Source organism: Polynucleobacter sp. 31A-FELB (assembly GCF_018882405.1).
In the GTDB taxonomy this organism is placed as follows: Bacteria; Pseudomonadota; Gammaproteobacteria; order Burkholderiales; family Burkholderiaceae; genus Polynucleobacter.
This window is the reverse complement of record NZ_JACVOO010000013.1, coordinates 23,687-47,249: the sequence shown is the minus strand read 5'-3', so window position 1 is coordinate 47,249 and position 23,563 is coordinate 23,687. Positions and strand designations below refer to the sequence as shown.

Annotated in this window: 23 protein-coding genes; 5 read left to right on the top strand and 18 right to left on the bottom strand. The window is 42.2% G+C overall.

From position 1 onward, the window contains the following. Positions 1-143 precede the first annotated feature (143 nt). The 11 genes from ICN30_RS08665 to ICN30_RS08615 form a co-directional block, all read right to left on the bottom strand. Complete coding sequence (locus ICN30_RS08665) at positions 144-1,436, bottom strand: lipase family protein (protein ID WP_216274871.1); 1,293 nt, start codon at positions 1,434-1,436, stop codon at positions 144-146. Between the two features lie 177 nt (positions 1,437-1,613). Further along, positions 1,614-2,267, bottom strand: coding sequence for a cupin domain-containing protein (locus tag ICN30_RS08660; RefSeq protein WP_216274870.1), 654 nt, complete (start codon positions 2,265-2,267; stop codon positions 1,614-1,616). Then, a complete protein-coding gene (locus tag ICN30_RS08655; protein WP_255533188.1) occupies positions 2,264-2,740 on the bottom strand; it encodes a diheme cytochrome c in 477 nt (158 codons plus the stop codon). The genes ICN30_RS08660 and ICN30_RS08655 overlap by 4 nt, the downstream gene beginning before the upstream one ends. A 4-nt stretch (positions 2,741-2,744) precedes the next feature. Then, complete coding sequence (locus ICN30_RS08650; protein ID WP_255533187.1) at positions 2,745-3,368, bottom strand: membrane integrity-associated transporter subunit PqiC; 624 nt, start codon at positions 3,366-3,368, stop codon at positions 2,745-2,747. Further along, on the bottom strand, positions 3,365-4,966 hold the full coding sequence (locus tag ICN30_RS08645; RefSeq protein ID WP_216274865.1) for an intermembrane transport protein PqiB: 1,602 nt from the start codon (positions 4,964-4,966) through the stop codon (positions 3,365-3,367). The genes ICN30_RS08650 and ICN30_RS08645 overlap by 4 nt, the downstream gene beginning before the upstream one ends. Positions 4,967-4,974: 8 nt before the next feature. Beyond that, a complete protein-coding gene (locus ICN30_RS08640) occupies positions 4,975-5,610 on the bottom strand; it encodes a paraquat-inducible protein A (protein WP_216274863.1) in 636 nt (211 codons plus the stop codon). Continuing rightward, positions 5,607-6,251 (bottom strand): paraquat-inducible protein A, encoded by a 645-nt coding sequence (locus ICN30_RS08635; protein ID WP_216274861.1) that lies wholly within the window; start codon positions 6,249-6,251, stop codon positions 5,607-5,609. Before ICN30_RS08635 ends, ICN30_RS08640 begins: the two co-directional genes overlap by 4 nt. Positions 6,252-6,488: 237 nt before the next feature. Further along, positions 6,489-6,938 (bottom strand): EipA family protein, encoded by a 450-nt coding sequence (locus ICN30_RS08630; RefSeq protein ID WP_216274859.1) that lies wholly within the window; start codon positions 6,936-6,938, stop codon positions 6,489-6,491. A gap of 132 nt (positions 6,939-7,070) precedes the next feature. Beyond that, entirely contained in the window at positions 7,071-7,859 is a 789-nt protein-coding gene (locus ICN30_RS08625) for a hypothetical protein (RefSeq protein WP_216274857.1), read from the bottom strand. A gap of 41 nt (positions 7,860-7,900) precedes the next feature. Further along, positions 7,901-8,722, bottom strand: a complete 822-nt coding sequence (locus ICN30_RS08620) for a transporter (protein ID WP_216274856.1) — start codon at positions 8,720-8,722, stop codon at positions 7,901-7,903. Between the two features lie 551 nt (positions 8,723-9,273). Then, entirely contained in the window at positions 9,274-10,506 is a 1,233-nt protein-coding gene (locus ICN30_RS08615; RefSeq protein ID WP_255533186.1) for a cytochrome c, read from the bottom strand. Between the two features lie 299 nt (positions 10,507-10,805). Here ICN30_RS08615 and ICN30_RS08610 point away from each other — a divergent pair, with 299 nt between their 5' ends. The 4 genes from ICN30_RS08610 to ICN30_RS08595 are packed head-to-tail and all read left to right on the top strand — an operon-like array spanning position 10,806 to position 14,955. After that, on the top strand, positions 10,806-12,287 hold the full coding sequence (locus ICN30_RS08610) for a TolC family protein (protein ID WP_216274855.1): 1,482 nt from the start codon (positions 10,806-10,808) through the stop codon (positions 12,285-12,287). Next, the gene (locus ICN30_RS08605; RefSeq protein WP_216274854.1) at positions 12,277-13,293 is read left to right on the top strand and encodes an HlyD family secretion protein; all 1,017 of its coding nucleotides are present in this window, start codon (positions 12,277-12,279) and stop codon (positions 13,291-13,293) included. Before ICN30_RS08610 ends, ICN30_RS08605 begins: the two co-directional genes overlap by 11 nt. After that, a complete protein-coding gene (locus ICN30_RS08600) occupies positions 13,274-14,173 on the top strand; it encodes a hypothetical protein (protein WP_216274853.1) in 900 nt (299 codons plus the stop codon). The genes ICN30_RS08605 and ICN30_RS08600 overlap by 20 nt, the downstream gene beginning before the upstream one ends. After that, positions 14,161-14,955: an FUSC family protein gene (locus tag ICN30_RS08595; protein WP_216274852.1), complete on the top strand. Its 795-nt coding sequence runs from the start codon at positions 14,161-14,163 to the stop codon at positions 14,953-14,955. Before ICN30_RS08600 ends, ICN30_RS08595 begins: the two co-directional genes overlap by 13 nt. Before the next feature lie 91 nt (positions 14,956-15,046). On the opposite strand, the gene ICN30_RS08590 is transcribed toward ICN30_RS08595, so the two are convergent. The 4 genes from ICN30_RS08590 to ICN30_RS08575 form a co-directional block, all read right to left on the bottom strand. Further along, the gene (locus ICN30_RS08590; protein ID WP_216274851.1) at positions 15,047-15,403 is read right to left on the bottom strand and encodes a hypothetical protein; all 357 of its coding nucleotides are present in this window, start codon (positions 15,401-15,403) and stop codon (positions 15,047-15,049) included. A gap of 380 nt (positions 15,404-15,783) precedes the next feature. Next, a complete protein-coding gene (locus ICN30_RS08585) occupies positions 15,784-16,596 on the bottom strand; it encodes a hypothetical protein (RefSeq protein WP_216274849.1) in 813 nt (270 codons plus the stop codon). A 106-nt stretch (positions 16,597-16,702) separates the two neighbouring features. Beyond that, positions 16,703-17,839 (bottom strand): linear amide C-N hydrolase, encoded by a 1,137-nt coding sequence (locus tag ICN30_RS08580; protein WP_216274847.1) that lies wholly within the window; start codon positions 17,837-17,839, stop codon positions 16,703-16,705. A 51-nt stretch (positions 17,840-17,890) separates the two neighbouring features. Next, positions 17,891-18,679 (bottom strand): hypothetical protein, encoded by a 789-nt coding sequence (locus tag ICN30_RS08575; protein WP_216274845.1) that lies wholly within the window; start codon positions 18,677-18,679, stop codon positions 17,891-17,893. Positions 18,680-19,262: 583 nt separating this feature from the next. On the opposite strand from ICN30_RS08575, the gene ICN30_RS08570 reads away from it, so the two are divergent. Then, complete coding sequence (locus ICN30_RS08570) at positions 19,263-19,886, top strand: hypothetical protein (protein WP_216274843.1); 624 nt, start codon at positions 19,263-19,265, stop codon at positions 19,884-19,886. 179 nt (positions 19,887-20,065) lie between these two features. On the opposite strand, the gene ICN30_RS08565 is transcribed toward ICN30_RS08570, so the two are convergent. The 3 genes from ICN30_RS08565 to ICN30_RS08555 all read right to left on the bottom strand — a co-directional run bounded on the left by ICN30_RS08565 (position 20,066) and on the right by ICN30_RS08555 (position 23,398). Continuing rightward, the gene (locus tag ICN30_RS08565; protein WP_216274842.1) at positions 20,066-21,187 is read right to left on the bottom strand and encodes a linear amide C-N hydrolase; all 1,122 of its coding nucleotides are present in this window, start codon (positions 21,185-21,187) and stop codon (positions 20,066-20,068) included. Between the two features lie 307 nt (positions 21,188-21,494). Then, positions 21,495-22,181, bottom strand: a complete 687-nt coding sequence (locus ICN30_RS08560; RefSeq protein WP_216274840.1) for a MarC family protein — start codon at positions 22,179-22,181, stop codon at positions 21,495-21,497. 212 nt (positions 22,182-22,393) lie between these two features. Further along, a complete protein-coding gene (locus ICN30_RS08555; protein WP_216274837.1) occupies positions 22,394-23,398 on the bottom strand; it encodes a linear amide C-N hydrolase in 1,005 nt (334 codons plus the stop codon). Positions 23,399-23,563 lie beyond the last annotated feature (165 nt).

The following is a 23,563-nucleotide window of genomic DNA, read 5'->3' as shown; positions in this document are numbered from 1 at the left end:
GAGCATGCCTCAGAAGATGAATTCTTACAATTCCTTACAAAACTAATAAATAGAGCAGTAATTTCCATCAAAAAAACCTGTCCAACTAAACTGACCCCGGTAGTTGGGCAGCTCAGTTGGGCTAACTCAAAGAATTACTCTCCTCAACTTTGTGGGCAAGCATTAGCCAGTGGTTTTCCATCAAATCGATCTTTGATCCAAGGCAAAAAGAATTGTTGAGAAACTGGGGGCTCATCAAAGTGTCCTGTTTTTGCACCAGGCAACTCCATCCTGCCTACGTTTGCACCCCGCTTGCACATTTGCTCTTGAAAAAATTGACCCATAGCTGGATTGTTTACCGTATCAGCGGCGCCGTAATATATCTGAACTGGTGCAATAAGCTTTTCATATGCAGGGCTAGTTTTTAATACCGCTTGCGCCCAACCCATAGTGTTCGTGAACTGTGGCTTTAGTAAAGAGTTGTAGTTCGAGCCAATGTTGTAGTTCATCGTATCGCTGGCTGGATGCATACACTTATTAGAGTAGACCTCCGTAAGTACTTTTACGCCATCATCGGTGAAGATATCGGTTAATTTAAGATTTGGGAAAGCAGATGGCAGCGCATAAAAAAACATAGTCGCATGCGTAAAATCAAAAATGTTATGCACATATGATTTAAGCGTGTCATTAAGATACTTATCGGCAGTTGCCTGATCCAATTGCCCGCTTGATGTTCCAAAATAAGCAGGCCCCATTGCAACTAAACCGCGCATATCTAAATTATCAAACGCAGTACCAGTCTGCTGCATATATTCAGACATCCCGGCTGCTGCAAATGCAGCCAAACCACCTTGAGACCAACCAATAAATGCGGTCTTTTTATTAGATCTAGTTTGATTTATTGAACCAGCCGCACGGGCTGCGTTGATAGCATCCATCGCATTACTCACTCCATTAGCGTATTGATGAACTCCGCCACCACCAAGACCCTGATAGTCTGTGGCTGCAATGACATACCCCTCATTAATGAATTCCTGCAATGCAGGCACACCATAATCCGTCGATGAATTTCCGCCAATTAAAAAATACTCATTGATAGGAACAACAGGGTCAATAACTTGTGATGGACCGCAGTTCTGGGCAGTACCAGTTGTACCGTGCGCCCAAGTGACAATAGGGCGACCTCCTGCTGGCGCAGGAGCAGTTGGAGCAACTATCAGACCTGTTGCAATAGTTTTACGGCCAGATACATCCGAGGAAATATAAGCAACCTTCCAAGCCTGCGCACCCTTAACTGAAGTGGCCACCTTTTCTTGCTTAATGATCTGACCCAATTTACCTTCGGGTTTCATTTTCATAACAGCCGCATAAAAAGGCTGCATTGGAGGATCAGCATAAACTACGTTTGAAGCCATAAAAATAAGGCTAAAAACCAAGAATCCCAAAGATCTCTTCATCACAGTACCTTTCGCGCACATCAAGCTATAAAAAATATAAAAAAATCATACACTGATATTGGCTTTTATTTTGAGCGGCATTCGAAGAAATTTTGGATAGCCCCATATTTACCAAATTCCATAAAGCGGCTGCAAAAAACCACCCGAAGGTGGTTTAACTTCCAAAAGCATTAAGCGCTAATCCAGCAGATGCCCAGTTTTAACAAGGATAGTACAGCCCTCTTTGCTGAATGGCTGATGCAAACTCAGATGAGGACTTCTAATCCATGATCCTGCTGGATAGCGCCCATGCTCATCCTCAAAAACACCATCCACTACAAAAATTTCCTCGCCACCATAATGTTTGTGGGGATTGAAATACGTTTGAGGCGCCCAGCGAACCAGCGTTGACCCACTGCCCTGTCGCATCAGCGGCATTACATTGAGACCCGGCACCATGCCTTGATACCAAGGAGCAGTTTTAGTATCAACCACCTCTCGCTCTATCTGATCTGAGCCAAGATGTCGCAATTTAACGAAGAGAGTGCAACCATGCTGACTAAATGGGGCATGAGAGGATCCCGGGGGATTCATGATGTAGGTGCCAGCTGAATAATCACCAGACTCATCACTAAACACGCCATCTAAAACGAAGATCTCTTCACCGAATTCATGAGTATGTGTTTTAAATTGAGAGTCAGGTTGATAGCGAACGATCGATGTTGCCTTAGCTACCTCGCCGCCCTGTCGATCAAGCATGCGTCTATCTACCCCAGACTCAGGACTGGCAACCCACGGTAGCTCATGGTGATTAATCACCACTCTTTTGCTGTAATCAGCGTTGATGTTCATTGAGTCGGAACCTTTACATTGGTGTCGTGAAAAACCCCACCTCCAGCATCCATATGGCAAGCCCCACAATTTGAAGGACTCTTTACCCCTGAACGCCTCCATACTTCTGCATTCACTTTCCTATGCTCACGCATAAACCAAGCCGTTGTTGTGATGCGATTTTGAGGGGCGGCTTCACTGAATTGCTTGCCTGTTGCTGCATTTCTAACTAGCCAAGTTGTTAACTCTTCTCGAGTTTTCAAAGCAATACTTGCATCAGCTCCAAAGTGGGCGTCTAGACTAGACATCACATTCTGCCAGCTCTTTCGACTTAATAATCCTGGAGGGTAGGCCATATGGCAACTAGCACACTCTGCCTCATATGAAGAAGGCATATCTTTTGGCATGGATATAGTGTGGGCAAAAACAAGTGGGATATCCACAAACAAAAAGGCTAGCGCAATGCCTAGCTTTTTAAACCTCATTGCAGCCATGAAATTATTTATTCCGAAGGGATTGCGAGATTTCGGCGCTGACCTGAGCAAAAGCACGACTTTGAGCATCAATGAGCGCTTCAATTTCAGTACTCGCGACTGGTTCACGCACTAAAGAGCGACCCATCAAAACCTGAGAATTCAATCCAGAATGAGCACCCACATTAGAAGTTTTTCCTGGCGCCTTTACATTACTAGCCGCTGGCTTAATGGTCCACAACACATCTACTACTACGCTATCTGCAGGCTTACTATCTAAAGTTTGAACATCAATGAATATTTGATAGTCATAGTTAGTTTGGGTGCTTTGCGAAAAATTCCACACATTAGATAAATCCAGCTCTCGGGCTATATTGGCGGCAATAACTCGACCCACCTCACTCTTGAGCGAACCAGCCCAACGATGGTACTCATAGACTTGAATCTGATTATCCTTCCCCTGAATAACCAATTGCGGTTGATCAATTGGAGCTGGCAAAGATACGGGGCCGACCATCACCCTCAATTCTTTAGACCCCATTGAAGGTTGAGGTATGGGGGCTGAATTTAAAGTGTAATAGTTTGTTTTAGGCGAGCTACATCCGAGCAATAGAGAAATGAAAATGCTTGAAATTAGTAGTAATCTCATTTTTTCACCCCATCTGCTGGCTTACCAAATATCAGGGATTGGGGTTGCTGATCCAGCATATCGGTTAGGGTTTTCATAGAGCTAGCTGCTTTTGATATTTCTCGCAATGAATCTCGCATATCTGTTTGCAAAGGTGAATCACTTGCAGTGATGGTGTTGACATTTTTAAGTGTTTGACTGAGTTCAGGAATTACTTCGGCATCCAGCTTCTTCACAAGCGCATCGGTATTTTTAACAACGCTAGCCAAGGACTGCTCGAGATTGTCAAATACACCTGGTATTGCTGGTATTTCTAGCGGTGTCTTCGAAGTATCCAAAGTAAATTTAGGCGCATTGGGGAAAAAATCTATCCCAATATATTGCTGCCCCGTTAATATGCTTGCAGTTCGTAGCTGGGCACGGAAACCCTTAGCGATGAAGGTCTTAAAGCGTTGTATTTGCTCTGCCTTGGTCTTGGGAAATGGAAGCAAAGCGCCATTAGCTAGTGAGCGCGCCTGAAGCCGTTCGGGATACAAAGTGAACTGCACTGGCTGAACTACCTCAAAGGTTTTGGGATCAAAGGCCAGCCCAATACTGGCGACCTCACCAACATTCACCCCGCGAAACTCAACCGGTGCACCTACAGATAAACCTCGTACAGATTGCCTGAAATTAACGATATATCGTTCAGCAATTGAATCTGGCTGCTTCATAGCCAATGTGCGCGTTCCGAATAATGGAAATACAGCATCACTGTTTGCTCGCTCATATGTAGAGGTCGATTGGCTAGCATTAATGTTTTGCAATAACGCTGGATCCCCCTCTCCTTGAGGCGATTCAAAAGCGATCCCGCCAGCAACTACAGCGACTAGGGATTCCGTTTGCACTTGCAGTCCATTCGCTCCTAGCGTCACATCAATTCCGCTAGCATTCCAAAAGCGTGTATTCGTTGTCACATACTGATCGTATGGCGCATGAATAAACACTCTGATAGAAATATCTTTGCCATTTTTATCTAACTCATATGCCACAACCTCACCCACCGTCAATCGGCGGAAGTACACCTGCGTCCCGACTTCATGTGAGCCTAAGGTAGGCGCCTTTAATATAAATTCACGCCCCGGAATGCCGGCGGTCAAAATAGGAGGAACCTCAAGCGCGACAAAACTATCTTGTTTTTCTGCGGAACGACCCAAGTCAGCAGCAATATAAGGGCCACTTAACAGGGTGCTTAAACCCGAGACGCCACTTGTAGTAATACGTGGGCGCACTATCCAATAGCGAGTATCTGCTTTTGCGAAATCTGCCGCATCTTTGTCGAGCTGAATTGTGGCGATAACTTGCTGATGATCCTCGGATAAGATGACCCTTTTTACCAATCCAATGTTGACACCTTTGTATTGAACAAAGGTTTTTCCAGCCTCCAGACCGTCACCCGAGTTAAAAGATATAGTGATAGTGGGCCCATGATCAACCACCGCCTTATATGCAAGACTTAAGCCGACCAAAATCGCCAGGATAGGAATAATCCAAATAATCTGCGGCGCCCATTGTCGTTTTGCTCGAGCCACTACAGACGGAAGATCAGGAAGCTCGGGTCTTTGAGATATATCAGACATACAAATCCTCAGGCAATTGATTGTTTTTTCATTGAAAGCTCCGCGGCATCCCAAATGAGCCGAGGATCAAAACTTCTTGCAGCAAAAATAGTTAATACAACTACGGTAGCAAATGCAATGGCGCCAGCGCCAGCACGAATGGTCATTAAGTTGCCGAATTGTACGAGAGCAGTCAGCATGGTAGCTACATATACATCAATCATGGACCAGCGCCCTATTGCCTCCACTATGCGATACAAACGAGCACGAAATTTCGGCTTCCAAGTAGAGCGGCGTTGCACCGAAATCAATAGAAAAGTTAATGAAAATAGCTTTGCAAAAGGAATTACGATGCTGGCGCAAAATAAAATAATTGCGAGCACTTGCGAGTCAGAGGTCCAAAGAAATACCACCCCACCAAAGATAGTATCTTTTTCCGTACCAAACAATGAGCCCGTATCCATTACCGGCATCAAGTTAGCTGGAATAATCAAGACATAAGCGGCAATGACTAATGCCCAAGTTTTACTAATGCTATTTGACTTACGAAAATGCATTCTAGTTCCGCAACGCGTACAGTGAAATACACGCGCTACAGATGATTCTTGCTGAGCAAGGCCACAGGCCTCACAACCTAAAATATTCCTAGAGGCAGCAGATATCATACTTTCCCCTCTAGCCTTTCAAGCGCTCCAACCCGCTTCCAAAAATTATGAGGATCAAAATTAGAGGCTGCAGCCGTGACAAATATCATCAGCAAAACAAAAGATCCCAATGCAGTATCGGGCGCTACAGAGGCAAAGGCATTGAGCTTGGTAATAGTTACCAATAACCCCATCATGAATACCTCGACCATCGCCCAGGGCTTAACTATGTAGATCAATCTAAATGCTATTTTTAAACCAGGTGGTAGTCGTCCGAAATGTAATGGCAACAGCAAATAGATTAATGCCATGATTTCTAAGGCAGGCATCAAGAAGGTTGTCGTAAATACGAGAGCGGCAATACTAGGTATGCCATCATGAACTAAGCGATCCGCGGCATCAAGCAAGGTTGTGGAGTTAGTAAGTCCCTGAGAGCTAATCGTCACAATCGGGAAAAAGTTAGAAATCAGAAACAAAGCAGCGGATGTTAGTGCAAAAGCCAAGCTAAGCTTTAACCCTCTTGGCTGAGAACGAAATAACACATTTCCGCACCTCCCGCAGATAGCAGTACCACCTGACTCTAATTGAGCCTCGCGCTGCAATAAATCGCACTGGTCGCATACCACCAGAGATTCAATAGGGATTGCACTCGTATTAGGCATGATGAAGGCCTAAGATCAGCACTAAACCATTTAGGAAGACTATTTTGTAGTATTCAGGCATTGATCTCAATAGATATGGATTTGATAATAATAATTAAAGGTAAATAGTCTTTGTAGATAATATCCTATGCGCATATATATCTCACCCACCGCTATTAAAGCCAAAAACCACCCGAAGGTGGTTTTTGGCTAAATACTCGGGCGCTTTAGAAAACCCCCTAAATAGAATTACCGCAATTACTTATCAAGCTTTACAGTTACACCACTAGCGCTCAGATTTAATTGCAAACCTTCGGATGTACTGGTTAAGCGCATGATGACGCCGTTTTCATTCTTCAAAACCGTACCACCAACACCACCGCCAAGAGTAATACTGCTCTCTAACTTAGTGAAGGTGCCTGGAAATTTAGAAATCTCTTTCAAGTCATAAACCTCACCAGCAGCCGATAATTTCGAAACACCGACATTGGCCCCAAGACTCATCCCGCTAATTTTGAAAGGATATTTTTTACCCTCATATGTCAATACACCACCACCAGTACTACCACCAACGATTAAGGCAAATTGAGTTTCATTAATACTGACAGTGCCAGATGGCTTTTTAGGCGCATCAGCGGCATTTGCACCAAAACCTAGAACAGCTAAACCCAGAATAAAAACCGAAAGAATCTTACGAATGCTTATCATATTACTTCTCCAATAAATGCAACTGGAATAGTTGCAAGGTTATAAGTACCACTTCTAAAGCTTACTATCATTATCAAAAAAAGCCCAGGAAAATGCAGCTTCATGATGTTTTATCAAACTCAACATCAATAATTAAAAACTAAATGTCACAGCAAGTTGCGGGCCTTTTAAGTTAGCCTTCATCACATCGCCATGTCCACGCAAATCGGCATATAAAGCGCGATAAGTTAAAGAGGCATCAATCGTATTGGTAAATGCTTTACCGACACCTAACATCGCCTGCCATGTCATGCTGGTTGGACCGCCCCTACTACCAGCATCGGCATAAAAAGGGACATACCAAGTGGAGTTGGCTAAACGATAGCGTCCTTTAAAGCCCGCAATAGGGGCTATCGTATTGAAGGTTGTACTCACATTGACGCTGGTAGCTGTATCGTTCAGATGGGCTGATGCAGTCGCAAATGCCGCCCGAACACCCAAGAGTCCATCTACGTAAAGATCCGGGCTATTGACAGCCGTATAGGTTGCAACACCATTTAAAATGGTCGCTTGCAAGGTAATCTTGTCGGCAAGATGGATATTGCGGTCAAAATCTGGGGCATTGAGCATCCCGGTATTTTGTAAGGTAGCAAAAAAGACATCGGTCATGATTCCCCAATTGCCTTTATGCACTTCAGAAGCCCCCATAACCCCAGATTTAAGATTGCTCAGCACCTGATTCATTGAAAAATCCGCAGTGCTTGAGCTCCCATTATTGTTATTAATGGTAGCCATCAGTCCAGGAGCCCAAACATAGGGAGTTATCGATGAGCGCCACTCATCGCTCACCTTGGGGATTGGGTTAGGCTCGGATTGGGCGTATGCGATTTCAGTAAGCAGGCTAAATAAGGCAATGGATAGTTTTTTTAAGTAAATTGACATAATTCTTTAGTTATAAAAAACATAGAGACTGAAATCTGAAATTACTTCGTAAAAATAAAGGTAACCGCCCCCATTGCACCCCAACCCTGTGGGCCTCCTGGTGCCGGACTAATGTTGTATGCAGGGCCAACAGCGAATGAAATTGGCTGATCTCCCACTACAACCAACTTTTGAATTGGTGCGCTTAACTGGTTAGATGTCCTTCGAGCATCAAAATTAAACGTCGATTGAGTTTGAAAGCCAAAAGTCCAATTATCTTTAGTTCGATATGACAGAAATGGTTGGTAATAGAAATTATTTACTGAGCCTGCATCTTTATTTCCAGAAATCGCCCAAGACTGAGTCAGCAATAAACCTAAGGTCCAGGGGCCATCTTGAGTTAAGCCAACCGCACTCAAACCACCTCCCATTTGTTTTGAGCCAAACTGACCACTGGAGCCACTAGGGGTGATCAAATAGGGCCCAACGCCCCACAACAATGAAGAGGTGGGCTTTGGAGTATAGAAAGTCTCAATTTGCACATTACCAATTCCCGAGCCAGAAAAACCATTCACATTGTTTTGCCACTCAACAGGAACAATTGGGCGAACAAGAAAATTATCGCCGCCACCTAAATTAAATGGCATAACAGGTTGCAAGGTAGCGGATTGGGCCTTGCCCATACTATTGAGTCCAATTCCACGGTTGTAGTTATATTGAATTGGTACCGCAATCATATTGGCGATTGGATTAGCTAAATTCTTGGCAATCCCCGCGGCCTTAACGGCAGATATTGTCGTTGAAAGATCAGATCCCGTGCCTGCGGCAATGCTTGAATTGATAGCAACCAAGCTGATCAGGGATATAAAAATAATTTTTAACATAAATAATTAGTGAACTAAGGCAATCAGCCATTCTATATTAGAAGTATGATTTTTTGTTATGGGGTTTGCGAGTAAACCATGAGGCTAATATCACACTGGAAAAGGCTATGCAAGCTACATCTGGTTAATTTAAAAACAATTCCGTAGCATCTAAATTTTTATGCACAACAATTGTCTTAAATCTCACAACCTTAATTTCTTTGATGGGACTCAATTTACAAATATCAAACTTTGAAAAAATGAAGGCTATCAATCGTTCAAATATAAAAGTGGTTTTAGCTTAAATCATTCGGAGCAATAGTAAACCCAATGATTTGACGCTCACACTTCAGCGAAAGTAATTGAAAGATAGCCAACTTAAGCAGAGAAAAATTGTTTGATGTTCGCCTTTAGGCGAATATCAATGCCCCATAGATTAAATTGCAATATATAGGTAGATTTTTCTAAATTCTAAGAGATGGCATTGATATCCATCACTTAGACTTTTCAGGGGAGGCGCGATTTAGCCCTTCTAGCCAAATGAACAGAAAAGATAAAAGGACAATTTATAGCTATGGATTTGCTCTCATCCTCTTCACTTGCGCAGCAGTCACATTAGCAGCGGCAGAATTCCCCCAGCTTGTCCTGACATAGTTTGCAATCGTAGCCATTTCATCGTCTGTTAGCCTTGAAGCAAAGGCGGGCATTGGGGTATACCCATTTCGGGCCTTTAAGCCAAGGATCATCACTTTGATAATGTCCGATCCATTTGGAGCTAAGACTGCTGGATTAGCATCCAGGGGAGGAATCACACCCACAATCCCTCTGCCACTGCTTTGATGGCAACCACTACAGTTATCAATATATAAAGCAGCTCCCTGAGCCTTGTTAGCAAAAACCTTCTGGCTATCAGACCTGAGGCTGGAATTTGATGGCAAACTTTTTAGGTAGGTTGCCATCGCCATTAAATCTGCGTCAGTAAGGTTCTGGGTACTGTTATGTACAACTTCTTCCATGGGGCCAAAGGCACTTGTTTTACCAGGATAACTTCCTGTTTTTAGATAGCTCGCAATATCTTGTGCAGACCAATTTCCCAGGCCAGTAAGTGGGTTGGAGGTGAGATTTAAAGCATACCAACCATCAATCACAGCACCAGTAAATTCTTTGGAGGGTTTAATCGCCCCCATGATATTGCGAGGTGAGTGGCATGCACTGCAGTGCTCTAGACCTTCTACTAAATAAGCCCCCCTATTCCAAGCATCTGATTGCTTTGGATTCGGCTTAAAAAAACCACGCGTGAAAAATAGTTCGCGCCACACAATCATTGAGCTACGAATATTAAAAGGGAAATCTAATTGATTGACTTGAATGGCATTACTCACCGGCGTTACTGTTCGTAAATAATCATAGATAGCACCAACATCTTCTTTGCTGACCTTTGTATAGGATGTAAAAGGCATAGCAGGATAAAGATCTTGACCTTTTTTATTAACCCCATCATGCATAGCCCGTAAAAAATCTTCTTTGCTCCATGATCCAATCCCCGTCTCAAAATCTGGCGTTATATTGGGGCTGAGCAAATACCCAAAAGGGGTATTCATTTTTAAGCCACCCGCAAAGGGTTTTCCACCTGGCGCCGTATGGCAAGAAATGCAGTCGCCAGCAGTCGCCAAATATTCGCCATTCTTTACCGAAGTTTGAGCGGCAATAGAAAACGATGTGAAGCACAGAACCGAAACAAATGCCTTGAGGGCGAGCATCATTTTGGTTGCTGTTGATATAGGAGCATTGGATTGCATGTTCATGTAGATTTTGATGCAGATTGACTGAGTTAAAGAGGATGGTTTATCAACGAATATTGATATTTTTTATAATATAATGTTTTAACATAATTAACTCATCCCATTATTAAGATTAGTTATATAGAGCTAGGATCCGAATAAATTAAGTTTGCGTTATTTTTTCAAAAACCCACTTAATCTACTGAACTTAAGAAATCCTCAGGCGCAGTGGTTTTTACGTTTAAAACAACAAAACTCAAATAGTTCATTTGCAAATTGAGCTTCGTGGTTTTCGCTAAAATGATTCAAAAGACAAAATAAATATGGATCGGCTTACTACAAAACCAGGGCACCAGGCCTCGCCGACCCACTCTCCGGTCATAGTCATAGCCATCTTCATCGCATCGCTAAGCCTTACTAGCTGTATGTTTCATGGAAGCACTCCTGATATCGGCGTCCCTGAAAAATTTACAGCCAATAATCAAACCTCCCCGAAAATAGATCTCACTCAAAATCCTTGGTGGGAAAATCTTGGCAGCAAAGAGTTAAATGGCTTAGTTCAAGAAGGTTTAGATAGAAATAAGCAGCTCTCCATGGCAGTAAAAAATGTTGAGCTAGCTCAAGCCTCACTTGAAACTATTCAACTAGGCTGGTTACCATCTATAAACCTACTTGCTGGTCGGGCTTCTGGCAACACCACAACCTTTGTCAGCAATCTTCCGATACCAGTCACTAGTTCAACGGGATTTCTTGCATTCATTCCCAACTTTTTGGTAAATATTTTTCAATTACCAAATCAAATTAAGGGTGCATCTAAAAAGGTTGAGGCCAGTGCAGCCGATTATTTGGCAGTTCGCACTTCAATCAGCGCCCAGATTGTTTCTGCATACGCGGTACTCCTAGCCTCACATGAGGAAGAGCGTGGCTTAAATGAATTAAAGGTTGATTTACAAAGTCGCGTAAGCACTTCTAGGGCGATGGCTAGCAAGGGTCTTTCTAGCCAAGTTTCCTTTAATGATATTGACTCTGAAATGCAAAAATTAGAATCTCAAATTGCGCAAAATAGAGCGAATCAAGTCAGCGCAAAAAATGCCGTTTTAATTCTTGTTGGCAGATCTATTGGGCCATTAGAACTTCAAGGCAAATTCTCCGACCTCAAGGTTGAGCAAGCTACACCTGGAAATACCCCAGCATCTGTGATTAATAGTCGGCCAGATGTGGCTGCTGCAAGAGCCAAGATAGATGCCGCTGACTACGGTATCTCAGCTTCAGCCAGCATGATCTCCCCAGAAATCAATTTGACCTACGTGGGAACTAATATCAATACAAGCACGAACGGGAGTGGAGGAAGCGCTAACGCCAACATGAGAAGTGCCGTTGGTCTGATAGCCCTCAATCCCCAGGTGATTGGATCCGTGAATACTTCGAATAAACAATACGATGCCGCACTGATTCAATATGTTGACGTTGTGGACAATGCGTTACGTGAAGTAGATAACGCTTTAGTAAGTTTTGAAACCAATAATCAAAAACTAAAATTCGAAGAGCAGAGCCTTCAAAACACTGACAAAAATACGAAAACCTATGACGCCATGCTCCAACAAGGGCTGATCTCAAAAACCCAGTATTTGGAATTTAAGGCGAAGTTATATCTTGCCAATATCGCAATACTGCAAACCAAAACCCAAACTATCATTTCCTATTCCAAGCTTTACCAGAGCATGGGAGGCGGTTCATCATTTAATGAGAAGAAATTTAACATTGATAAACAAATGGTTAAAACTACAAAGTCTAATGAAGATTGAAACAATTAAAACTGAGATCAAAGCGCTCCTGCAGAAGAAGCCGACTTTTACTACGCTCATTTTCATATTAGGAGCATGTGTATTTGTAATCTATCTAATACTGGGATACCTACGCTTTACTGATAATGGATTTGTTGTTCAGGTTTCCACTCCAATGGCGCCAAGAGTATCTGGACTTGTTACTGTCGTGCATGTAAAGAATGGACAGGCAGTGAAGATGGGTGACCCCTTGGTGAGCCTAGACCCCACAAATCTTCAACTTGCTTACGAAGGCGCCAAATCTCAATACCAAAAAGCGTTATTAGCCATCAAGTCATCCGAGAAGAAAGTAGATTTAACTGGGCACAAGCTTAAAGCGGCCATAGCGGATTTAAATATCCTGAGAAACCAATTCAAAAGTAAAAAAGATCCTTCTGTAAAGGATGGCATTCCTGGTATTGAACTGTTTGACCTCAAGAATAAGGTAGACGCTCAAGCTAATGCCGTTGAATCGATAAAAGATCAACTGGAAATAGATAAGCTCGACGCTGAGTCCGCAAAGGAAAATGCGGAGAGCTTAAAAGCAGTCATGCAGACAGCCAAACTTTCCCTGGATTACACAATAGTACGCGCGCCGAGTGATGGACATGTTGAAAATATTTTCTTGGGTATCGGCAGTCATGTATCGCCATCAGCAGCTATGTTTACACTGATTAATGATGGACAGACCTATGTTCAAGCCAATTTTGAGGAGACTGAATTGGCGGGGGTGAAAGAGGGTAATAAAGTAACCGTGTACCCAAGAACCTACATGGGCAAGAAAACCTTTGAGGGTACCGTTGTATCCATTCCATTGGGAGTTGCACGCCAGACGAATCAGCTTTTTTCGGGCGTACCTATTGTTCAAACAGAAAATAAATGGCTCCTGTTGCCACAACGACTACCTGTCATTGTTCAGATTACCAATCCAGATAAGAATTATCCGCTGATAAACGGAATGAGTACTTATGTCCGTTTACAGCATTAACAATCAGTATCTAGAAAAATTTGATCCTTTTTGGATCGGCAGACTGCTTGGTCTAAAAGCTGCCTCGGCGGCTATAGCTCTATGCCTCTGGAATGCATTTTTCTTTACCCCCACCTCCCCTGGTCTTTTTTTCATGACTACTTTAATAGGGATAATCGCTACAGAGTCTCTGCCAGCGTATACCAAGAAACAGCAGCTACTTCTATTTTGGAAATTAATCCTGATGATAGTTGCCATCATCATTATTTTCGGGTTGATTTCCTATTTTAATTTCATGACATTAGTAGGGGTTACAGCCTTAACCTATTTATTATTTAGAGTTCTAGCGACCAACGCCCAAACGGCTATGGTGCCCGCAATATTCGTCATGTTTGGGATGATAGGGTTGCAAAGCGGGGATACCGACTTAAATTCCGCCTTAAATAGCCTTTTCTTCTATATTGAATTTGGCCTTGTGGGAAGCGTGGTGATTTTGCTATTTCCAAACTTTAGAGATAAAACTTTTAAAAGTGCCTTTTTACAATTACTTAAAAATGATTTAGGGCTTATGTCTGAAGGTAATTTTTCAAACAATAATCAAACTACATTAGGCGCCTTGTCTTTTATGAAGGCGCAACTACCCTACCTAAATCAGACTTATTCAAGCCTTTATACGAATATCATTTCATATCAAATATTTTTGGCGAAGAAAAATAGCTCGGTACTCGAACCATCCTCACCGCTGACACTGGCTCTTAAGGATCTATCCACCGCAGTATCAGAGGAAACAACACTCGAAAAATCGCATGTAAAGACCCCAATCGATGCAAGCATTGGCGATGACTCAATGCATTCCATATCTAATCTGATTGATAGCTGGAATCAGGCATGCAAAGCGTAGCAACTAAAACCCGAATTAATCAGATAACTTTTCTGGTTTTCATAACATTCTTGTTTTACCAGCTGACTAATTGGGTGGGTGGTTTTTGGGTTCCGCTCTCCGCCATTGTCATCGTTACCCCATTTAGCACCGTTCTCACAATTGAAAAAGCCAAAAATCGATTTATAGGCACTATCGCTGGCTTATTCGGGGCCATCCTATTGCAATACTATTTGCGAATATTTCCAGATCAAATCCCCGTAATCGTAGTCATCATTGCATTTATTCTCGGATTTATCCTAAATAAAGATTACAAATATTACATCGCTCTTATAACGTTAACGGTCTGCCTATCGTTCTCTTATATGAATTCTCCCTACACATCATTTGAGCCAATCTCACTATTCTTTGCAAGGTTGATGGGTGTATCTGGCGCAGTATTTATTTTTTTCATTCTGCAAACTTTTGTATTTGGAAAAAATAATGCCTTACTAGAGTTGCAGGAAGAGATGGATAGTTTATGCACCTTTATCAAGAAACAATATGACACGCTTTTATTAAACGCAACGCCAGAAGCGGCCTTCAATACGGCAATTCAAATTAATGATGCCGCAAAAAGACTCTTGGAATTGATGGAGGCCTCACCATTGATATTCGACCCTAGCGAAAAATTACTTCAGAGATCTAAAAATCTGATCGATATTAAGGACTCGATTGTTAAAGAATTACTGTCTTTCAATCCAGCAGACCAATCCCTGCTCCAAACTGATATTGGTAATTTATCCTCTGTTGCCTCTCGATAGAATCAGAGTTGAGCATCTTGGTTGCTCAAATACTCTGCTGCGACCATAGGATTAAGAGTATGACGACTCGAGTAGAGGTGGCTGAGACTTATTAAAGGGAATCATTCTTCTTGGCTGATGGCTTAGAGGACGCAAGGAAGTAACCCAGCATCGTAAATAAGGCCGACCCCGATAGAGAGAAGGCAAATAATCCACAAAATGGAATGATGAGAGCTAGCCCCTGCCACTCTGGCGCTGGATTGTAGTTAGACCCCACCGTTGTATACAAACCCACCACATAGTAAAAGGTACTCAAGGGGCTAGGAAATACTTTTAACGCATCTAATGCGATTGAAAGAAAAACAATATCTACAAAGTGTGACTGCAATACCACCAATATCGCCATCAGGTAGATAAGGAAGCCGCCAAAGAAAGTTTTACAAAAGGCAAATTTCTCAACAGTTTTCATGAATATAACAGTTATGAAAAACATTGAAACTGCATGTATGGTTAGTATTAAAACTAGATCGATAGCCAGCAACTCAAGTGGCCCGCCGAATGCATTAGCTAAATATAATTCAAATAGCGTTATTGGATTTGGGCCAAAAAAAAGGTGGTGTAATAAATTCATAATGTAATCATTTATTAAATAAATTATTGATATTCATTGTAGCGTCCATTAAAAATCTTTCCTTAAATTACCGCCAATATTTATCATCAAATTTTCGCGGCAAACTATGTCGGTGTTACATGCGCTTTGGGACTAAATATCAAAGCCACCACCCTATGCGCAACCGTGTCGTTTACCTGCTCAATTGCTTTGTAATCCTTCTGTGTACCACCCCTATATTACTTCGGCAACAAGACTGTTAAACCCGCGTAGGCTCCAGCACCCTTTGAGCTTGAAGGATTGCTTGTCACCATATACGTTGGCCCCACTTGCCACTGTATGTGATACCCAATAACTTTGAATGTTTTGCCGCCACTCAAGGTGAGTTGATTGGTTGCGGCCTTCGCATCATAGTTATACATAATCTGGCTAGACAGGCTATATGTCCAAGCATCATCCCTGGTATAGGAGATGGTGGGCTGCACATTCAAAATATTTGCAGTACCTCCAGATAGATTATTACCAATGCCCCATGAATTAAACATGGCGCCACCTATCACCCAATTATCAGGCGTAAAAAATGCACCGGCCGAAACGCCAAGCCCGGTTTGTCTAGATCCATTATTTGCATTACTTGCTGGCGCCTGAATAAAAGGACCGATTCCGTAATACCAATTATTGGCATAAGTCGGTGCGAAAAAGGTGGCTAACTGTATGGGTTGATTCTGATTAGTGACCTGCTGATTATTGGCATTATGGTTATAAGTCAACATTGGATTCAATATCAACTGAACATCACTATTGATGTCAATCGGAATGATAGGATTGAACCCTATCTCAGTCTGTTGCGACCCATTATTAGCGCCTAATTTTGGATTGTAGTTATAAGTCAATGGCAGCTGTATCTGGGGATACAGGGGATTTTGCATTTTCTGACCGGCCTTAGCCTCCTCACTCATCGTACTTCTTGACGTTTGAGCCAAAGTAATACAACACCAGCCCATCATAAAAATAGGCAAGCCTTGCTTTAATAAGTGCGTCAAAAAATTCATCTTTTTACATTAAGTTTTTGAGGGCATTGCACGTCTATAAACACGCCAACCCCATTAAGAACAAAACCACCCAAGGGTGGCTTCATTCTTAATTTCTGAAGAATGGTTACTTGTAAAACAAATTAAATGCATCTGCCCCAGCTTTATTAACATCATAAGATGAAACAGATTTGATCTGCTTAACGTCTTTTAATTTATTGATATCAATAACAGACCAGTTTAGAGCATTGATGCTTCGAACGTAATATAGATTTCGAGAAAGGTCAGCCATCACCGTCCACTCTGTTACTTCGCTAGAAGTGGCGGCACTTCGCACCCCATCTCCAGTTCCACCAGAGCCATCTACTGTTAAATCATGAGGACGGTCAAAATTGTTCAGGATATGCCCCAAGGTAATGATTGCGTCATCTGGCGTTTTAGCCTTGCGAACATAGTTCACATAAAAAGCCGCCTTTACAAAACGGCCTTGTGAAGTTTGGGCCGATGGTAAGGCCGTTAAAGCGATCCCCGCATCTTGAGTAGCAAGCTTCAACTTACCAAGCTTACCAGTATTTTTATCTACATTAGTAAATGTATAGTTACTGAGGTTCTGTAGATGCCATGGAAATTCTGGGCCATTGGTCATCACGCCAACAGGGTTGTCATACACATTGGCTTTGCCATGTGTAAATTCAATCACAATTGCCTCACCCTTTTTGTCGTGAACGGTATAGTGCTGCGGCAATGGAGAAGTTGGATCCAACATCTTAGATACAGGCACCCAAATTTCTGTATTACCACTTGCCATTGCAGCCTTGACTTCAGCTACGGTCTTAAAATTTCCCAAGATCCAAGCGCCCAAATCATTCACGGCCAAAACCTTAGAATTGTCATTGCCCACTGCTGGAGAGGTGGTACCGTTCAACCAATTCATAGAAAAGCTGAGGCCCTGATCATTAGCGCCTTCAGCAAATGCCACTTGTTTGGCTCCTGAAATGATTGCGCCCGCCATCCCCAAAATTGCATACTTAGTATTAAATGTTAATCCCTGATTTCCTGCGGGAGTAGCAGAAGCAACTCTAGTGCCAGCCGGGAAGTAAGTTAAATCTGTAGGGACTCTGCCGCTAAATTCCATAGTGCGACCATGATATGCATTCCCATTGACATCAGTTACCACAAGGGAAGTACAAGCAATCGCATTACCCACGGAGGCAAAGACCAGTGATGCTGCTGTTAATGCACTTACAAAACTTTTGATTCTCATTTGGATTCGTCCTTTAATATTTTTTGATAGCAATAAATTCAACATCAATAATTAAAAACTAAATGTCACAGCAAGTTGCGGGCCTTTTAAGTTAGCCTTCATCACATCGCCATGTCCACGCAAATCGGCATATAAAGCGCGATAAGTTAAAGAGGCATCAATCGTATTGGTAAATGCTTTACCGACACCTAACATCGCCTGCCATGTCATGCTGGTTGGACCGCCCCTACTACCAGCATCGGCATAAAAAGGGACATACCAAGTGGAGTTGGCTAAACGATAGCGTCCTTTAAAGCCCGCAATAGGGGCTATCGTATTGAAGGTTGTACTCACATTGACGCTGGTAGCTGTATCGTTCAGATGGGCTGATGCAGTCGCAAATGCCGCCCGAACACCCAAGAGTCCATCTACGTAAAGATCCGGGCTATTGACAGCCGTATAGGTTGCAACACCATTTAAAATGGTCGCTTGCAAGGTAATCTTGTCGGCAAGATGGATATTGCGGTCAAAATCTGGGGCATTGAGCATCCCGGTATTTTGTAAGGTAGCAAAAAAGACATCGGTCATGATTCCCCAATTGCCTTTATGCACTTCAGAAGCCCCCATAACCCCAGATTTAAGATTGCTCAGCACCTGATTCATTGAAAAATCCGCAGTGCTTGAGCTCCCATTATTGTTATTAATGGTAGCCATCAGTCCAGGAGCCCAAACATAGGGAGTTATCGATGAGCGCCACTCATCGCTCACCTTGGGGATTGGGTTAGGCTCGGATTGGGCGTATGCGATTTCAGTAAATACAGAAAATAAAACAATAGCACTGACTTTTAAATATTTTGACATGGGTCTTTTTGCTTAATAAATTGAAAAATAATCACTGCATGCACTCCACCAACAATAAAACCTCTTTTAGCGGCGTTATTCGAGAAGGCGATAAGACAAGAATAAGCACATATTTAACCTACGGCTATTAGCTTTATAGCTAATATATCCAACAACTAAGAGGGCCAAGTAAGTGAAAACCCTCGCTGACATTCTATCAACATGAGCCTCCAAACACAGTTATGACTTAAAAATAGCTCCGTGGCATCAATGTTTTTGTTTGTATTAATACCCCTGAAATTTGACAGCCTTGGTTTCTTTGGTGAAGCTCAACTGATGAATATGAAGCTTGAAAAATTTCAGACTACTGATTATTAGAATAAAGTGTCATCAACCTCGATAGGCGCTTCCATTCATATTTTTATTGACAATCATATTACAGGCAAAGCTGTTAGTAATTGAAGAAGTGATAAGTAGAAAAAGTAAACAATAAGTTATAAATTTTGGACTCCAAATTTACTTTAAGTCTTCATATATAAAAACTTATAATACATATCCAAGCATTTACAGTACATTCCGCACTGAAAGTAATTGAAAGGTAATTATGTTGAGCGAAGAAAGAAAAACGATCATTGCAGCTGAAGAGCGCTATCGCCACGAAATTACCAGCAAAATTCGCTCGGAACTCGATGAGGTCGGAAAGGAAGTGAAGGAAGTGGAAGCTGGCTTATGGGCAAAGATAAACGAGCTTCTGAATAGCAATGTGGGAATGTGGTTTTTGTCGTCAGTGCTAATCACTGGCGGAGCAGGAGCCTATCAAGCAATGCAACATCACTATGAGGTGAAATCACACAATAGAGCTCAGCTCACTACCCATCAATTTGAGATTGGCAACCGCATTCAAAATATGAAATATTTTTTACGTAAAGCCAAAACCATTGGTGATGCGCAGATAGCATTAAAGAGCCTTTTTCTCAGTAAAACACCAGTTAATCCTGATGTTGAAAAGCTCAGCATGTCAGTGATTTACTTTAATTTCTACCAAATGTTAGGGGTCCAAAATAAAGAGACTCTTGAGCTTGTAAGAAAGTTAGAAGATCAGGAATATATTCTGCAAAATCAAAAAGCCAGCGACCCCCTGCCAGATTCTGAAAAAGAAAAATTAATGGGCTGGATTGAAGCACTTGAACGTATAGAGCTTCAAGAATCCAACACTCGCACTCGTTAATATTCATTTCACTAATATCAAACACTTTCATGCAGTAATTACCGCCTGAATATCCTTATCTATGCTGTTAAGAAAAGGGTTTTGAAAGCTTCAAATTATTAAGCTATTAATGACCAAAGTACTAAGCAATAAATAATAAAAAGCCCCATAAAGGGGCTTTTATTTTGAACAGATAATACTTATTTCAACATCAGATCTGTAGCATCCAGATTGGTATTTGCGTTTAAAACCTCAATAGGAATGACCTTAGTCTGCTTCAGAGCGCTTAGCTTATTAATATCAAACTTCGAGTAGTTAAGGCTATTGATCGTTCTAAGATAAAAATGATTTTGTGATAAATCACGTATCGCAGTCCAAAGGGTTACTTCAGAACTTGATTTGGTGGAGCCGCTAACCATGCTTCTTTCACCGCCTGGAAGATCAGTTACCAAATCAGCAGAAATATTCATGGGACGATCAAAGTTATTCATCACATGGCTTAGGGTAAGAATAGATTCTTCAGGAGTTTTTCCCTTGTAGGCAAACTGGGAATAGTAAGCAGCCTTGACAAAACGCCCTGAGGATTGCTCATTACCTGGAAGGTTGGCCATATTGCCACCACTATCGAAAGACGCAACCTTTAGGTTATTAAATTGTCCCCTGTTTTTATCTATATTTGTGAGATATGCATAGTTCTTCATATTCTCTAGATGCCACGGAAACGCTGGGTTGTTAGTCAATACTCCAACAGGGTTGTCATAAACAGTTGTTTGACCAGTTGTCCATTCGATCACAATACCAGCGCCTGATCTATCCCAAAGGCCAAAGTGAACAGGTGCAGGCTCGGTACCAAGCATCGGCATAGGGGGCAACCAAATTTCAACCTCTTTGTTTTCGATGGCTTTTTTTACTTGAGCAACAGTCTGGAAATTTCCCAACGCCCAAGTGCCTAAATCGGTTGAAGAAAGAATCTTGCCATCCGGTACTTTGCTCACATCGGGAGATATATTCCCACCTAAGGAGTTTGTTGAGAATGCTAAACCCTGGTTATTAACTGCTTCGTGCAAAATGTCGCGCTTAGTGGTGCCCATAACACCTGATGCAGTAACCGCAAAAATGGCGTACTTGGTATCAAAAGCTACGCCTTTCTTAGCGCCTGGCGTAAACGATTCCATATGTGTGCCAGCGGGATAGTAGGCTATGTGATTCGGCAGCATACCAACAAACTCAAGTGTCCTACCGGTATAGGCGCGCCCTTTGGCATCCAAATAAACTAAAGCGGTACATGCAAATGCATTGGTAATCGATGAAGCGATCAGCATAGCTGATATAAATATTCCACTAAGTGTTTTTAGTTTCACAATAAATCCTCCGTATTAACAAAAAAGGTAATAAATTTAGTAAGTAATTTACATCAAAAAAAAATAATCGTCAACGGAACAATGTTTTCTCTGATGGCAATATGTTTCGCCAAGGCCGGACTGTTCGACAAGTGAGTCTTTAAACACCTTCTTCGAGGGCTAACATTCACGCTGGGCTTATACCAAAGGTAGAGCCCTTTTTTATGGCCGATAACGCACTCATATCGAGCACTGCTGACAGCGGGGCTTGCCTAGCTAAGCAAATGAATTAATGGATAGAGAATGTCTTAAACACTTGCCCCGTAAATCCTTCAATGCCACCCAAGAAAATTTGCACTCCAATAGCAAGCAAAATGAAAGCAAAGAAACGTGCAAGCACATTGGTTCCATTAACGCCTAATAGTGCTTGCAGCTTAGATGACTGGGCGTAGACGTAATAGATAACAAGCGATAGTGCAATTAAAGCAAGCAGAGCCCCAGCTATCGCTGGAGCTGCCTTTATAAAATTAAAGCCTCCATCATCGATATGGCCAGCTACCAGTGAAATAGCTGTTGCAATTGATCCAGGACCAACCGTCAATGGCATTGCTAAAGGGAAAAATGCACTGCTACCAGCAGTTTCATCAGTTATTCCTGCCCCACTAGTACCGTCTTTGGGAGATGAACTTTTTTGATTCAGGAGATTCCAACCCATCGCTATCACAACTAAACCGCCTGCAATCTTTAATGCCGGTAACGATATTCCAAAAAATAGCAGTAGCTGAGGCCCAATCAGCATCGACCCAAGCAAAATAAAAAAACAATTAATACTCACGCTAAGAGCCAATTTTTTTCTCACACCCTCAGAGCAGGCTTGCACCATATTCAAGAAAATCGGCCCGTCACCCAGGGGGTTAATCACCGGAAACAAGGCGGCAAACACGGCTATAAAGCTAGTAATGGCAACAGCAGTCATAATTTTTTGACCAAAAGTAAAAGGGGTAATGAATATAGGTCTGCGTAACTCATTTTGAAGTTCAGCAGGCTACACAGGTATTTATGATATTTAGTTATCAGCTTCAATACAAATTAATTTCAATAGTTAAAGCCACCTTACATTCCAAATCATTAGCCTGTCAATGCACTCAGCAGTAGAGTCAGTTTACAAAGGTAGCTTTAAATTACTGATTAAGCCGCCCCAAAAGCATATGGCTCCGTTGGCACAAACTGACTAGCGGTATTGCCAGCGTAGTATTTACCTCCAGCGACTGCCAACTTCTTGACTGACGCCCCTTTTGAAAAGTCCATATCTTTTAATTCCACCCAGAAGGTATTTGGTGTGGTCGCCGAATCAAAGTAATAAATCATATTTTGATGATCAGTTACTGTGCGCCAAATAGAAGATGAGATGTTGGGCTTATCTGGTGTGGTGATTCCTAGCGGCACGCCAATACTTCTCATCACACCTAATACAGAAGCTACCCCTTGGTATTGCATTTTTTGCTCTGGGACGGCAGAAATATAATTTTTATCAACGGACTTTGGAATGATGCCAATAAAATAAGAGGTTCTGGCAAAGCGATCTGCAGCGCTAATCGTGCCCGGCAAGAAAACACTACCGCCAATGTTCTCCCAATATCCATTGATAGCCAACTGCTGCTCAAAGATTGGCGAATTCGTCATCACTTGATATTTTCTGTCGTGATGAATTGTCAAGATTCCATCTACGTATTCAAAGATTGCGGAGTCACCGCTGGAATCAGAAAGCGAGAGGTGCAAACTAGCAGCGCGGCCATTTGGCAGAACAGGAGATTTAAGCCTAAAAGGCTCTGCTTGTAACCCTGCAACCGCCTCCGCTACAGTGGCAAAGTTATCCAAGGCATACTGCAACCACATCGTAATAGAAATAGGTGCCTTACCGTTTAGCTCGCCATAATTGGATTCCGCTAGGTAAAGTAAGTTTCCATTTAAACCTTTTTCATTGACCCCATCTGTGGTTCCAATGTTGTAGCCAGACACTCCTACGCTGCCATATTTTGAAGTCCACTCTAGTGAACCTGCGCCGCAGGAGCCATTACGCGCGATACCTGCTGGAAATAGCCAAAGATCGCTATGCATATCTTCGCCCCAATCCATTGAGCGTCCAGTAATAACTAAATTATTGTCACCAAGATAAACGGCTCTAGTACACATAGAAAATCCTTTTTTGTTGAATTAAAACAAATCGCAGAATAAGAAAGCTTTTTAGAAGCCTTCTGAACGTCATATCTGACATTTATTGGCCCCCATTATTACCTTCTAGACTGACTTAATAAATTAACCAGATTTGACCCATGCCATGCAGTTAATCGGGGGCGC

Bases quoted from the DNA above. Each gene is read 5' to 3' on its own strand.
- ICN30_RS08575 (WP_216274845.1), bottom strand. From the start codon at position 18,679: ATGTCAAAATATTTAAAAGTCAGTGCTATTGTTTTATTTTCTGTATTT.
- ICN30_RS08565 (WP_216274842.1), bottom strand. From the start codon at position 21,187: ATGCTGATCGCTTCATCGATTACCAATGCATTTGCATGTACCGCTTTA.
- ICN30_RS08640 (WP_216274863.1), bottom strand. From the start codon at position 5,610: ATGATATCTGCTGCCTCTAGGAATATTTTAGGTTGTGAGGCCTGTGGC.
- ICN30_RS08560 (WP_216274840.1), bottom strand. From the start codon at position 22,181: ATGACTGCTGTTGCCATTACTAGCTTTATAGCCGTGTTTGCCGCCTTG.
- ICN30_RS08605 (WP_216274854.1), top strand. From the start codon at position 12,277: ATGAAGATTGAAACAATTAAAACTGAGATCAAAGCGCTCCTGCAGAAG.
- ICN30_RS08555 (WP_216274837.1), bottom strand. From the start codon at position 23,398: ATGTGTACTAGAGCCGTTTATCTTGGTGACAATAATTTAGTTATTACT.
- ICN30_RS08660 (WP_216274870.1), bottom strand. From the start codon at position 2,267: ATGAACATCAACGCTGATTACAGCAAAAGAGTGGTGATTAATCACCAT.
- ICN30_RS08585 (WP_216274849.1), bottom strand. From the start codon at position 16,596: ATGAATTTTTTGACGCACTTATTAAAGCAAGGCTTGCCTATTTTTATG.
- ICN30_RS08595 (WP_216274852.1), top strand. From the start codon at position 14,161: ATGCAAAGCGTAGCAACTAAAACCCGAATTAATCAGATAACTTTTCTG.
- ICN30_RS08655 (WP_255533188.1), bottom strand. From the start codon at position 2,740: ATGGCTGCAATGAGGTTTAAAAAGCTAGGCATTGCGCTAGCCTTTTTG.
- ICN30_RS08580 (WP_216274847.1), bottom strand. From the start codon at position 17,839: ATGAGAATCAAAAGTTTTGTAAGTGCATTAACAGCAGCATCACTGGTC.
- ICN30_RS08630 (WP_216274859.1), bottom strand. From the start codon at position 6,938: ATGATAAGCATTCGTAAGATTCTTTCGGTTTTTATTCTGGGTTTAGCT.
- ICN30_RS08645 (WP_216274865.1), bottom strand. From the start codon at position 4,966: ATGTCTGATATATCTCAAAGACCCGAGCTTCCTGATCTTCCGTCTGTA.
- ICN30_RS08650 (WP_255533187.1), bottom strand. From the start codon at position 3,368: ATGAGATTACTACTAATTTCAAGCATTTTCATTTCTCTATTGCTCGGA.
- ICN30_RS08610 (WP_216274855.1), top strand. From the start codon at position 10,806: ATGGATCGGCTTACTACAAAACCAGGGCACCAGGCCTCGCCGACCCAC.
- ICN30_RS08625 (WP_216274857.1), bottom strand. From the start codon at position 7,859: ATGTCAATTTACTTAAAAAAACTATCCATTGCCTTATTTAGCCTGCTT.
- ICN30_RS08635 (WP_216274861.1), bottom strand. From the start codon at position 6,251: ATGCCTAATACGAGTGCAATCCCTATTGAATCTCTGGTGGTATGCGAC.
- ICN30_RS08570 (WP_216274843.1), top strand. From the start codon at position 19,263: ATGTTGAGCGAAGAAAGAAAAACGATCATTGCAGCTGAAGAGCGCTAT.
- ICN30_RS08620 (WP_216274856.1), bottom strand. From the start codon at position 8,722: ATGTTAAAAATTATTTTTATATCCCTGATCAGCTTGGTTGCTATCAAT.
- ICN30_RS08600 (WP_216274853.1), top strand. From the start codon at position 13,274: ATGTCCGTTTACAGCATTAACAATCAGTATCTAGAAAAATTTGATCCT.
- ICN30_RS08615 (WP_255533186.1), bottom strand. From the start codon at position 10,506: ATGAACATGCAATCCAATGCTCCTATATCAACAGCAACCAAAATGATG.
- ICN30_RS08590 (WP_216274851.1), bottom strand. From the start codon at position 15,403: ATGAAAACTGTTGAGAAATTTGCCTTTTGTAAAACTTTCTTTGGCGGC.
- ICN30_RS08665 (WP_216274871.1), bottom strand. From the start codon at position 1,436: ATGAAGAGATCTTTGGGATTCTTGGTTTTTAGCCTTATTTTTATGGCT.